The sequence below is a fragment of the Pseudomonas citrullilanati genome, assembly GCF_030580855.1.
GTDB lineage: Bacteria > Pseudomonadota > Gammaproteobacteria > Pseudomonadales > Pseudomonadaceae > Aquipseudomonas > Aquipseudomonas citrulli.
Window position 1 is genome coordinate 41,250 of the sequence record NZ_JAUQOP010000008.1, and the last position, 13,092, is coordinate 54,341.

10 protein-coding genes and 1 pseudogene are annotated in these 13,092 nt (G+C 56.9%); all 11 read right to left on the minus strand.

Going from position 1 to position 13,092, the window contains the following annotated elements:
* Positions 1-81 precede the first annotated feature (81 nt).
* On the minus strand, positions 82-1,974 hold the full coding sequence (locus Q6A48_RS08295; RefSeq protein ID WP_304553381.1) for a hypothetical protein: 1,893 nt from the start codon (positions 1,972-1,974) through the stop codon (positions 82-84).
* On the minus strand, positions 1,971-3,614 hold the full coding sequence (locus Q6A48_RS08300) for a competence protein CoiA family protein (RefSeq protein ID WP_304553382.1): 1,644 nt from the start codon (positions 3,612-3,614) through the stop codon (positions 1,971-1,973). The genes Q6A48_RS08295 and Q6A48_RS08300 overlap by 4 nt, the downstream gene beginning before the upstream one ends.
* 42 nt (positions 3,615-3,656) lie before the next feature.
* A complete protein-coding gene (locus Q6A48_RS08305) occupies positions 3,657-4,892 on the minus strand; it encodes a Druantia anti-phage system protein DruA (protein WP_304553383.1) in 1,236 nt (411 codons plus the stop codon).
* Between the two features lie 319 nt (positions 4,893-5,211).
* Positions 5,212-8,811, minus strand: a complete 3,600-nt coding sequence (locus Q6A48_RS08310) for a YobI family P-loop NTPase (protein ID WP_304553384.1) — start codon at positions 8,809-8,811, stop codon at positions 5,212-5,214.
* Between the two features lie 552 nt (positions 8,812-9,363).
* Positions 9,364-9,792 carry an HhH-GDP family DNA glycosylase gene (locus tag Q6A48_RS08315; RefSeq protein WP_304553385.1) on the minus strand — a complete coding sequence of 143 codons (429 nt, stop codon included), beginning with the start codon at positions 9,790-9,792 and terminating at the stop codon, positions 9,364-9,366.
* On the minus strand, positions 9,789-10,013 hold the full coding sequence (locus Q6A48_RS08320) for a DUF2188 domain-containing protein (RefSeq protein WP_304553386.1): 225 nt from the start codon (positions 10,011-10,013) through the stop codon (positions 9,789-9,791). The genes Q6A48_RS08315 and Q6A48_RS08320 overlap by 4 nt, the downstream gene beginning before the upstream one ends.
* Before the next feature lie 17 nt (positions 10,014-10,030).
* Complete coding sequence (locus Q6A48_RS08325) at positions 10,031-10,189, minus strand: hypothetical protein (protein WP_304553387.1); 159 nt, start codon at positions 10,187-10,189, stop codon at positions 10,031-10,033.
* Positions 10,190-10,349: 160 nt separating this feature from the next.
* Positions 10,350-10,730 (minus strand): hypothetical protein, encoded by a 381-nt coding sequence (locus Q6A48_RS08330; RefSeq protein WP_304553388.1) that lies wholly within the window; start codon positions 10,728-10,730, stop codon positions 10,350-10,352.
* A gap of 42 nt (positions 10,731-10,772) precedes the next feature.
* Positions 10,773-10,907 (minus strand): annotated as a pseudogene (locus Q6A48_RS26000) (TetR/AcrR family transcriptional regulator); the annotation flags it as partial.
* A gap of 273 nt (positions 10,908-11,180) precedes the next feature.
* The gene (locus tag Q6A48_RS08335; protein WP_304553389.1) at positions 11,181-11,690 is read right to left on the minus strand and encodes a lipocalin-like domain-containing protein; all 510 of its coding nucleotides are present in this window, start codon (positions 11,688-11,690) and stop codon (positions 11,181-11,183) included.
* Positions 11,691-11,740: 50 nt separating this feature from the next.
* The gene (locus Q6A48_RS08340) at positions 11,741-13,063 is read right to left on the minus strand and encodes an NTP/NDP exchange transporter (protein WP_304553390.1); all 1,323 of its coding nucleotides are present in this window, start codon (positions 13,061-13,063) and stop codon (positions 11,741-11,743) included.
* Positions 13,064-13,092: the final 29 nt, after the last annotated feature.

Below are 13,092 nucleotides of genomic sequence, written 5' to 3' on the forward strand. Positions count from 1 at the left end.
TCAATCCTTCACCGTCACTCCTACAGCCCAAGCCGGTTGCCAGAGTTTTCCGAGCGGCATCGCGATCGCACCCTAGCCACTTCACTCAACACGCTCCGCATGGACCGCTTGCACGTCGATTTCACTCATGAGCTCGGTGGCGCTGCGCGTTAGTGCCTCGACCGGTCCCCCGAGGGATTGCGCCCATGGCAATGCCCACTGCTTCAGCACCGCATGAAGCGCTCGCTCCGAAGGGCCTGATGATAGGAGTCGCAATTGGGCGTATGCCCGGTCAGCGACTCGCAGCCAAAGATTCCCTGGGACAAAATCCACCTGTGCAAGGCGCTCCCTCAACGTGCTCGGTAGAGCCAACAGTGTGGTCTCAGCAGAGCCGTGTAGGGCTTTCCAGTCATCCACAACCCGTTGGCCAAACTGCATCAGCGGTACCTGGGCGGATACCCCCCGCATAGCGAATTCATCCGTATCAAACACGGGCCCGAGTTCAGACAACGTACCGCCGTCTGGAAATACTGCTGGGCCGTGAGTCCAAGAAGCAATAAGAACCAGGCGCGTATCGACCGTCAGGGTGAACTGACGACGCGCCACAAGATCGCGGATGACACTGCCATACACCTCAAACGCAGAGCGGTTGGCCCCCTTGAGCAACAGACATCCAGACGACTCGATCACGACTTCGAGGCAGTCGGTCGCGGCATCCTCTGACAGGAGGCCGACGGGAACCCGCCACTCATGGAAAATCATCCCCCCTACGGCCGCTGCCACGGCATCAGCAATTAAGTCCGCAGTTGATCCTTTGAACTGAATCAACTGGCCGGAGATGACTGCTGCCAGGATATGCCGTGCGTAACTATTGGCATCGTTCTTCACTACACCGCATGCCTGAAGGTTGTTGGCGATGACCTTCCAGGCAACGTCCACAGAGCCGACCTCAACGAACGGACCGCTTGCTTCGTTCTCGATCAAGCGGACGCGTGCCTGGCCACTGGTCTCGTCACGTGGTTTGGCAACCCGCAAATCATGGTCGTCGAGGCGTTCGCGCAACGCCGCTATGGTGGCTACCGTGGCCTCCCAGTCGGGAATGCGCTCACCGAGGGTGGTCAGTGCTTCCTCGATCGCCAGAACCTGCGGGCGTTCAGCCATCAGGTCGGCGACCTGAACAGCGAGGGAGTCCAGCGCAGTCGACATGTGCTCGCCGTGGAGCACTGAGTGCGCTAACGCTTGCGATATCTCTTGCTGCGCCCCGGTCATTGAATGAACCAGTTCGCTCAGTTGTTGCAAGCGGTCAGTGACACTGTGCAGTGCAGTACGCAATGCTTCGACGTCATTGCCAACACCAACGAAGCTGCCCGTCAGTTGCTTAACCGCTTCGGTCGTTGCAGTGGCAGTCGCTTCCAACTGGTCGATGCGCTCAGCGGTCTCCTCAGCCGCCGCTTCGGCCAGCTCAAAATAACCCTCGATTTTATCCAAACGCCCCGGCAAGCCATCGATCATCCGATCTCTGGCCAGGGTGGACGCGGGATGAAAGCTGTTCAGGGCTGCCAACATCGCCGGGTTTTCGGCGAAACCGCTGTACGCGGCCAGCCGCTCGACCGTTTCCCGAGGGGCGTCCGGGTACAACTCGGCTAATCGTTTGAAGAAACCAGCGCCTGTGTCCGCCGATTGGGGTGACTTGTCTGCTGCGGGAAATGCGCTGTCCAAGCGGCTCTTTGCCCACGCCACCCACAGGCTAGCGAAAGCTTGCCAGTCGGCCTCCCCTTTCTGGCCTGGCTGGGGATGCACCAGATGCCCGATCAACCGTCGTTGTTTCTCCTTAAATTCTGGCGGGGATCCGCGCCTAAACCCAGGGATCGAGGCTTGACGATCGAAGAACGACTTGCGAAAGGCATGGGGTACCTCTTCGACGAATTCGGTAATTATCGTGACCCCGAATGCCGAAATCCGCCCTCGTGCCTCTTTGCTGTACAGGTAGCTCATCGCGAGACCCCATTCCCTGAATAACGAATATCAAATCCACAGGCGCGCACAGCAGCCGCCAGTTGACGGTAGTGAGGGAGCAACTCTAGCCTAGGCACTGATGCGCCAAACGCGCTGACCAGTGCCTGATCACTGCCAGAGAATGCCGTTACCCCACCGACGTGCAGTTGGGATAGAAAGCTCTGCAGACGCAAGCGCAAGGACCGCCCAAGCGACATCAAAGCAGGTGCGGGGTTGGCCAGCGGCTGTGTAGCACCGATGGCCAAGCGGCCCAACCCGCCAAAATCCAAATACAACTGGTATAGCGGGTCGGTGAGGTATTGTTTGAGCAGACTATTCATTGCCGGCGGCATCTGGCATTCATGTGGTGCGTGGTCAGCCGACACTTCGCTAGACGTCAGTCGGTGGTATTCCTTATGCCCACTGGGTGAGACAACCTTCAGCCTGCCTTTGGCCCCTCTCGGCATTGTGAGGGAGTCAAAGTGCAGTTCCCCCGCCCGCGTGGCCACCACATAGGATTGGCTTTGCCTGCGGTGTAATGAGGCAACGATACGTTCGCCACGCTCGTCAATGAAGACTAGGTCCACAGTAGCGTGTTTAAAGCTTCGCCCCAGCGACGTGCTCTTGGAAAAAAACTTGTCGACATCCGGATGGCCGCTCTTGCCGACCCTGAATTCATCGCTTCCAGCGCGTATCACGGTGAATAGCGCGGGTGATCGATCGGGGGCTGTTGCAGAAATGCGATCACGCTGATTGACGGCTTGCAAGGTTGGTCCGCTATCCTGCGGGCCACCCGGCATCCTATGAGCGGCCAGGATGACCGCGTCGGACTCGATGTATTCAACCGTATTGATGCTCGCGTTGCGGCTTAGAAACGGCCAAATGGTGGTGATCGCGGGCGCCGCCGGCATCAAGCTCAGTTGGGTGAAGGCTTCCAGCCAACTGATGCAGGCGTCTGAGGGGGCTTCCGGCACGGTGACCAACGCCAAATTCCAGCCCTGCCGCGGCTTGAGCCTGTCCACCAACAGTTCCTCAGGGAATTCCCGTGTCACCGGTGCCGACCATAACAGGGCGTAGGTTTCGCAGCGATTTAGTGCTTGGGCGCGCGGAAATCCGCTTTCGGTGCCTCGACCAATGGCAGTGAAAGCGGCCGCACCCGACGCTGGTAAACCCGGGCACGTCTGCGCAACTCCCGCGACGAACGAGGGGTCCGGCTTGCCTTCGAAAGACATGATCCTGTAGTCATTCGCCGTGGGTTCGGCCATGACCCTGAAGCCTGAGTCCATCCCGCGCATATCGAGCTTTTGTACCCTGCCACCGACATCAAGCTTGACGAAGGCATGACACGCTCGACAGGGGGGCAGGACCAATTCAATCCACCATGCCCCGGCGTTCTGGCCTTTTTTTATCAGCAGCCTTAACTCCATCTGCCGCGTCAGCGATGGTTGAACCTTGTCATGATTGACATGGCTTACTGGCCCCGACATGAAATAGGCGCAGGAACTGGAGGACACGCCGCGCCAATGGGCGAAGTAGTTTTTTCGCGATGGCCCCGAACGTAGCCCGACCCGCTTGCGGCAGTAGGAACAAATGTAATAGCCAGTGCGTAACGCCGTATCGGCGGTAACCGGTTTATTCATGACCGGATCTATAGCGCAATCCATCGCTCATCTCCTTCGCAGTTAACCGCGTAAACCGACAATGCTGCGCGACTCAGTGGCTCCGCGGCTCGTTGCTGGAAAATGGCACGCCTGACTGCCGTACAAGTGAATGAGATCCACCGGGTTCCAACCGCGAAACTCGGGTCTGTTCCTTGAACGCGGAATCATCCAACGATTGAGCGCTAATTCACCGATTTCACCAACCGACAACAGCGATTGGGTGTCCGGTTTTCCACTGCCGCCATGGAGGAGCTTTGCGGCGTTGCCGGCCAATTGACAGATGAAGACTTCGCGCTGGATGCCGTGGCGCATCAGGTCGTCCTTGAAGCCCAGTGCCTTCAGGGCCGCACGCGTGGTGCGCAATCGCCAATTTGGCCCCTGGCCGAAGGCGTGTTGGTCGGCATACTGATGGTCGAGCTCACGGAGATAGTCGCGAAGTTCAATAAACAACCAGTCGGGTATATGGAAATGTCCCCAGCCACCGGTAAAGCCAATGGACTTGAGGTACTGCGTACCATCCAGCGTCAATCGGTTATAGACCGCGGAGCGTCCCATCGATGAGGTCGTCACGACGGCTAGCAAACGCGCATTTTTTTCGGTTTGCGAGATTATGCCCGTAGAACCGCCGTAGGCGGTGGCAAAATCATCATAAATATCCCGGCTGCGAAGCAGGCAAGCTACCAGCTTACCGCCCAATAAGGCGTTGTAAGGTGGGATCGCTCCCAGGACATAGGCATCCATCAAGTTGACCAGCCGGGCAGCCCTGTCCGCGGTGCCCCAACCAATGAATTTATCTCTGACGCCAAGGTTGAAAACCGGATCACCGATGGCAATCAACCCCATCAGTTTGCCATTCGCCTGGTCCCAGACAAGGTAACGCAAGCGCCTGCCAAAGCCGTTGGAAACAGGGACGGACCAGGACAGTGACGCCAGCCGAAAGAGGTCACTTTGCCACGTTCCGGACGACACACGTTCAAGCGCCGGGGAAATTTTTTCCGGTACAACCTCGCAGCCACTTGCAAAATATGACATCAGTTTGGCAGTGCTGCGCGCAATAAAGCGTTCGCTGGCGCTGAGCCGTTCTTCGCGTTGGGCACTATGCAAGGCACGGATAGCTTCCTTACCATTTCCAGGCGGACACAAGGCCCCTTCCTGAGTTCTCGTGAAACCTAGCTGGTGCAAATGCTCTCGCACTTTTCGCTTGAGATTTGCTTCTCTCGGATTGACTCCAATAATAATCGCGCTGCCGGTTGGCATGTTGCTGCATTCCTTGCTTGGAGTTCATTTCAACGAGGTAATCGAAAAAGGTCGTGCTGCTTGGCTTCCGGCTGCCAGAAGTAATGCGCGCAGGCGTCAAAAGCCCTGCACGTCGAGGAGAAATGCAGGTAACTGCCGCATAGAGCCCGATCCTACACCTCACCCACCATTTTATGAAGATGCGCGCCATCGAAATGGCATCAGTGCAACCAAGCATGCCTGATAGGGCGACTTATGAATCGCTCGCTGCAGTTGCCATAGACAATCCTAAGTTTCATAGATAGGCCGAGATGCGCAGGCGGATAAGCCCGTTGAAGATTCAGTTACGCTTGCTCCAGACCACGATGCACTTGGCCTCGGGTTTAATAGCCCCCACAAAACCTCTTGCAGCGAGGGTATCGATCAGTCGGCGATCTACATCATGAGTCGGCAGGTTCACGCGCCGTTTGTTGAGTAACGCCTGATACTCCTCGCCCACGAGCGGCAATACTCCAGCTGTTTCTGGCCAACTGCAGCCCATCGAGAGAGCATGGATCAGCATGTTGATCCTTTGCTCTCTAGAGAGCGCCCCGTCCGGGAGCAACTTCAGCAGCGTCGGGAGGTAGGCCTCCGGGAATCGCAATCCATCTCGGGTCGCGCGATCACACGCTCTAGCCAATGCTTCAACGGCACCGTCGCACGTGTCATAGGCGTCGTAAGGAATGCCCGACCATATCTTGATGCTCTCAGCAGTCGAGCACACCTGTGCGTTGGTCAGTTCAAGGGCCACCGACACCGGCAACGCCGACATGTCCATCTGTTCACGGGCGACGCCCCACCGGCGGATGAGATAAGCCCCTAGGTAAGAGAAAGCGTGATCGGCAATGAACGCCCGAATTTCCTCCCTGTACTCGACCAGGTCACCATTGGCGAACATCGCCCACCGATTGCGAGGCGCCGCGGTGTCCATGACAACGCTAGGGCTCAACACCACCTTCGAGAAAAGCGTTCGCAGGGTTGCATTCTCAACTTGCGACGTGCGAACGAGGAAAGTCTGCAAGCCAACGTTGCGACTGGCGTCCTGCCACAACTCTTCAGCCAAGTCTTGAGCGTTGTGCTTGAGAAACTCCGCGAAATTATCCAGCGCCGACTCGCCCAAATCGACGAAATCTTCGGATTCTTTATCTGCTACCAGGGCGCGATTGAAGTACGCCCAAGCAGCATTCCCCACAGGCCGAACACGTCCCGCCGTCATGATTTGCGCCCATAACGAGGTAGGTACCGCGTCAAGGTCAGTCAAACTGCAGGTCGTCTGCTCGAGCAATACCTGCAGTGTGTAGGCTTCACTCTGGCAAAGTCCGAACAAGGCCACGAGCGATTCCGGTGTCTCTTCGAGCGGTCCTTCCTGGCTCACGAGCTGCGCCACGAAACCGTCCGGGTTTTCCTCGATCAGGCTGTCCAGGCCAGTGATTTCCAGCTTGCTAAGCCGATGGTACGTTACCCTAACGCTCTGATTTCCCGGATCCAGTATCTGGCAGAGCAATTGCAGCATTTTGAGATTAAGGGCCAGACAACCCCACTCCACCATTTGCCGCAAATCTCCAGACGAGGCACTCGCATCAAGGTTGGAGAATTGCGCTGGCAACTCCCTGACCCACCTCCATCCGTTTTGACTACTCGCAAGCTTCGCCGAAAGAACCGAAGCATCACGCAGCTCATTGACAGCCTTCCTCAACCGGCCTGACTTATCGTCGAGGGTCTGCATCTCCTTAGGCGTCAGCGCATCCAGAAGAGCAATGAGGAATTGCTGCCGCAGGGTGGATGTTTTGAATCGATCATGGCTGAGCAGTAACGAAATGAGATCGCGATCTGCGCCATACATTGCTCTCATAAGCGCAGAACCGTACGTCCCAGGAACAATCGGTGCTACCGCCTCGGCGAAACGCTCCTTGTAATCATTACCGCTTCGGAGGATCAAGCGAAGTTTGTCCCTTCTGGCAACCACCTCATCCTTACGCGACTGCAAAAGCTCATGAATAAGATCGACCATAATGCCGCGCCCGCCATCTACCGAATCCAGATCCAACTTCCTGATCACAAGCTCCGGATTATGTATTGGAGTGGTCACGTCGTACTCCTCCCCCCTGACAAGCCCCATGATGAGGTTCTTATCCGATTGGGTGAGTGATCCCTCGTAGAAATATCCGAGGTAATCGACATAATCCGTGTCGAAGAAACCGCGATGAACGAGGAAAGTTATGAGTTCTAGCCCTTTTAGGCGTTTGGCAAGCTCTGCGCCGTACCCTAGGGAAACGATCTGCCGAAAACCTGCCGTTTTGAGGCGTAGCACTTTGCTTCGATTCGTTTCAAGTTGCTCATCCAACTCATCGAGCGACGTCTGAAAGCGTTGCAGGCGCTCATCGTAACGTGCCTCTTGCAAAGCCTTTTTAGATAGGACAGCTTGACCGTTATCTTGCCAGTGTGAAATCACAATTGGTTGCACGCTTCGACATGCTACTACCTGGGCGAATACAGGATCCGATACAAAGTCCAGTAGCGTGAACGTAGACCCGCCATCTAGCCGCACGTGGTTTGCAGTGGGTTTGTCCCCGAGTTTCAAAATCTCAAACCAGACGGACACACGTAGATGCTCCACGCTATCGGCCACCTCGTTTTCACGTGCCGCACGCTGATCCTCTAGCGCTTGAGCTGCCCTTTCGAGTAAGTCGGTTTCGGCTTTTACCCACTTTGCGTAGCCATCAATGACGCCATAGATCGTGCCCCGCCGCTTGACCAAGTCCGCATAGGCATTGGGGTGCAGATTTCGGATCGCAACCATCGCAAACAGCTTGTTGGGATCCAGCTCCAGACCGTCCTTAGCCAGTACGTTCGCGTAGACGTCATACTCGTTGACGATGTTCTTGATCAGCCTCATTTCGTCGATGTAGTAGCACACCGTCTCGATGAGTTTGAGATTCAACCCTTCATCGAGCGGTTTGCCGGCCACCTGGCGGGCCTTCATGAGCTCGACCAGCTTTTCCCTGGAGTTCTCGGAGTTGATCACAGGGATGATGGGGATAATGAGGTCGAAGAATTTTGTCTTGTCCGTGACCGTGAACAGCTCATCACGGATGGCGTAGACGAAATGGACAGGACGCTTGACCTGGGGTGATCGCTGGATGATGAAGTTGATCTCTCGCAGCCTGAAGAAAATGTCCTGGATGTCGAAGCGATCCAGGTCTTCAATGACCACCACGTTGATATCACTGCGCTCGAAGCAGTAGATGATTTCATCGACGTTCTTATGAAGCACCGAGCCATGGTGAGTCGCTTCAAGCTTGCCTCCCTTGAGGGTCAGCCCATCGATGGTAAACAGGGACATGAACCTCAACCCGGCATACAACAGATAGATTGCACCAATCGCCACTCCAGCCAGCGCTGCAGACTCGGGAAGAACCATTAAGCCCTTGATCAGCCATTCAAGCGACACGGTTTTTATCATCGCAAGCTTGGGTACATAGAGCCTCAAGGCGCAGACGGCAAGCAAAGTGAACCCCAGGGTGCGCATGCTAATACTGAAGTTTGAGGCCTGGGCTATCCGTTTCAGTCGAGTCTTGGGCACTTTCGCTGCGGGCACCGCGTAGAGCAGTTGCTGGACGATGGTCTCTTCAATGCGATTGACCAGATCGACATCCCCAAGTGAGTGCTTGCCCCCGGTAACAGCCGGGCCCTCAGGTGCGGAGTCAGGGTCGGGAGGTTGGCCACTAGGCTGAGGAGTCAAACCCAAGGTGGGTTTGCTGAAGGTCGCGAGGGACACATAGGTGTGGTTGAACTGTGGATGGTTGCTGAAGAATGTCTTCAGCACGCTGCTCTTACCCGCGCCATAGCTACCTGTGAGCGCGATGTTCAGAACATCGGAGTTTTCCAGGGCATGTAGCAACTCGCGCTCATACCGAGCCGATCGGCCGTCCGTGACAATGATGGGGGTCAACGGCTCAAAGAAAGGATCAACGTTACTTCTCTGATGCCGTGTGGACAGCACCCTCCACGCAGCTCTCCCTCCAACCACAAGCGCTTCCCACGCCAGGCCTAGACAATTTTTGATAGCTCCCAGCATCTATCCAGATCTCATGCAATGGCCTTCCGTGTCCCGCCGAGCAGGCGAATGACCGCTAATAATATGCAGCGGTGACGCTGCAACAAAATCCAATAGCGGCTATATGACATATTCGGTCACGAAACACCACGCAAGCGCACCCCGTGCCGCCGTCGAACATACCTCCACCATCACTGGATGGACGGATAAAGGTCGGGGCGACGAGACTAATGACCGGGGGAGAGCTAGGTCTATGAACACTAATCGATGAACAGTCGCACTGATTTAGAGACCATTGAGTCAGCATTCTCGGGCCCTTGATCGACTTATGAACATATGACATCGCCCACTTGTTAAACAAGATGTTTATGAGAATGACTGCCCAACTCTCCTGCCTCACCTCTCGCCTGGAACAACCTCACGCTTGAAGATTTCCAGCGTCTTTGGCCCTATGCCGTTGAAGCTGAGAAGCCATCGATCAAACTCAGCGAATTCCATCGTCCCGCTCTGCAGCGCTTTCGATCGAGCGTTTAGCTCACCATCCAAACCGACCCCAAGTGCATGCAGCCGCCTCGCGGTGGACTCGTCATATCGGGCATAACCGGCCTGGCCAAGCAGTCTGACCAAGTCACGGTGCGAGCATTGCGCAAGTTTGGCTGGTGTATCGAGGCCATGCCGATCAACCAAGTTCCTGTACGCCTCGACCGCAACCGACGAGCGAATTCTCTTACCGATCAAAAAGCTCGCCAGAAGCCACTTATACAGCCCATGGCTGTTCAGGTCGCCCACCTCAATTCCAAGGTCTGCAGCAGTGACAGAATTCACCCCTTTGAGCGCTTGGGGTCTGCAGAACGCGGATAAGTGCGTTCTTCTTCGACGGTGCCGTCGGTCTTGTGGATTTTCACCGACGCTGTTTTACCGTTAAAGAAGTCGGACAGTGAGCTGACCAACGCCTGCTTGGTGGCCGCTCGCTTGGACGCACGCTCCGCGCCGGCTTTCTTGAGTTCCCATCCATCTGCGGTTGGGCTCAGGTGGTAGTTGTCCATTGCCTTATTCCTCATATCTAAACGGATTCTGCGTCGTCCTGGATTTCTTCCTCAGCCTCGGCTCCATCAGTGTCGTCTGCATCGTTCAAAGGCGGTGAAGTAGGCTTTTCTGGATCGTTCAAGTAAGGCACGCCGCTTGGGCCGTGCTCTTCCAGACCTTCAGTTTTAGGTTGCATGCGGGTTCCTCCTTCTGACATTCATTGGAGGGCTGGCGCTTCGCGGCGTTCAATGTGATCGGCAAGGCGTGCGGGTGCAGAGAGAAACCAGGCACCAGCCTGACGACGCCAGCGAGGCCGCCGTCATGATTTGAGGCGTTAAAGCCACGTGCCAGGAGTTTCAGGAAGATTCTTCAGGGCTGCCTATTATTTGGCCTAGGCCTACCGCGGCGGTCTCCACAACTGCAATCAGCCTCTCCGCCTCCCAGCCCTCCTTCGCCGCAGCCGACAGGCCGAGCATGGTCACGGAGACATAGTCTACGACGTGGCTAGCAGCGGAGATGCCGGATGCTTCTAGAAACGCCATCACTTTTGCACGATTCTCGTCTGCGATTTTCTTAGCGGCTATTCCCGACTCAGTGGCTCCGGCCTTCGCGTGCTCCAGAATAAAACAACCTCGGCGGTTCGGATGAGCGGCGTATGCATGCGCCGCAGCCCTAAGCATGTCCTTCAGTACCGTCTGTGGTGACTTGTCTGGGATCAAAAAGGTGTCGAGGGGCACAACGGTCGCGGAGTAATGCCTCAACGCATCGTTGAAAAAAGCACCCTTGCTGCCGAAGGCCGCATAGAAGCTCGGCGCAGTGATCCCGATCGCTTCGGTTAGCGAGGCGACGCTGACGTTCTCATAACCGTGCTCGTGGAACAGATGTTGCCCGACCTGGATGGCGTCTTCGAGGATGAACTGGCGCGGTCGGCCGCGGGGTCTCTTATATGCCTTTCCTCCCGGTAGTCGCGCTCAACAAGATCGCTGAACGCCCAGTCATTTATCGTACCACCAGGTGAAAAACATGAAGCTCCACGCAATAGCGCCGCCTTACCGTGTCGGGAACCGCAGTTGGCCCTGCGCCGGTTGATCCGCGAGCATCTGGGCCATCGTGAAGTGCCGGCCTTTCTGAAGGCGTGATAACACCACGCAAGCGCACCTCTTGCAGCAGTCGAACGTACTTAACCCTCACTGGATGGCCCTGACACGCTCAAAGATGATGTGAACCTGCGTCCCATCGGGGCGCCGGAAATTTTCCACCATCCGATCGCCATCGACTTTCAGTTGCAAGTCATCCTGGGTACGCACAGCGCCCACCCAGTTTGGAAAAGTAGACCCTTCAACGGTATTTCCCGTGAACTCTCCCTTCTGGTTGACGGTATATCGTCCGAAGAAACCGATGCTACCGGCCATGGCCGCGCGGTTTTCCTCATCGGTGCCTTCGCCACGCACGTTGGAGCGAAACGCCGGCACACGTGGGTCAGTGAGCACTTCAATAAACGTCAACTCTGGTGTGAAAACGAGCCAGCCATGAGGATTGGGCCCATAGGCATCCGAGCGACTGCCCTGGTGCTCGACCGTGGCGCTGATCACGCGCCAGGTGCCGACAAACGGATTTTCCGTGCTCGCGATGGCTGTAGAGAAAACCGAAAAGGCAACAACCGCACCTACTGTCAGTACCCTGCTTTTTAGCGTCATCCGTATCACCCTCCAATTAACCGTAAGGACGCGATGGACAATAGAAATCTTCAGGCCCTGGCCGAGATAATGGCCAGTCGTAGCTCCCGCGAAGCGGCGGTGTCCGCCTGCCGGCCCAGTTGCCAGCCCAGATACCCCCACAGCAACGCGCAACACGCGCCTACCATCGCGGCCACGCCGGCGCCCTGCCCCAGCATGTCGAGAAGGCTCTTGGCCCAGCCACTCATGGCGTCGCCAGCGCGATACACCACGGTGTCGATGACGTTCTTGGCCTTGTATTTACTCTCGGCGTCCAATGGCGCAAAGAGCATTTCCCTACCCGGCCTGACGAACGCGTACTCGCCGATGCGCCGAATGATCATCAATGTCGCAAGCAAGGCGAATCCGGGCGCCAATGCCAGACCGACGAAGCCGATGCACATGAGCAACGGCACGATGGCCAACAACGCGCGGATTCCCAGCTTCGGCGCGATACGACCGGTGATGAACAGCTGGGACAGCAGCGCGCCCGCCTGGACAATGATGTCGATGGTGCCAAAGATGCGAACTTGGGAAGCGCGGTCCGGGTAGAGCTCGGCCACCAGGCGCGCCTGCTCGAAATAGAGAAAGGTGCTGACCGTCGCCAACAGCACCACGAACCCGGCTATCCCCAGCAGGTAAGGCGACTGGAACACCGCCGTCAAGCCACTGAACGGGTTGCCCTGCAAGGGCTGGCGGGGACTTTGCGTTGGCGCGGCGCCAGGGCGGCCAGCCCCGCCCGTTTCGCGCCATTTCATCAATGCCCGCTTCAAGACCAGCGTCACACCGAGCAACAAGGCCGCCAGTAGCATGATGCCTGACGCACCGACGGGCTCGATGAGCAGCGCACTCAGGGCTGGCCCCAGCAGGCCGCCGATGCTGGCACCCGCCGCGATAAAGGCAAATAGACGCTTGGCCTGCTCGCTGTCGAATACGTCGGCCATCAAGCTCCAGGCCACGGATACAACGAACAGGTTATAGACCGAGATCCAGACGTAGAAGACCCTGGCCAGCCCGATGCTGTCCGGCTGGAACTGGAACATCTCGACGAACATCAACAGGTTGAACCCGAAGAAGCCGTACACCCAGTCGATGAGGCGCAAGCGCGGTACCTTGGCACTGAGCCAGGCGAATAAAGGAACGGCCACCAGCATGGCGACGAAGGTCGCGGTGAACAGCCATTGCAGGTTCTCCACGCCCGCCGCGATGCCCATCGACTCGCGGATCGGACGCAGCATGAAGTAACCGGTAAAAAGGCACAGGAACAGCAAGAACCCGCACAGCGCCGGAAGCAGCTCTGTGTCGCGGGCGTTAACGGCAAGGCTCAGCCGGTGCAGATAAGAAGGCATGCGCATGGGAACTCCAGGAGAACGGTAACAGGCCA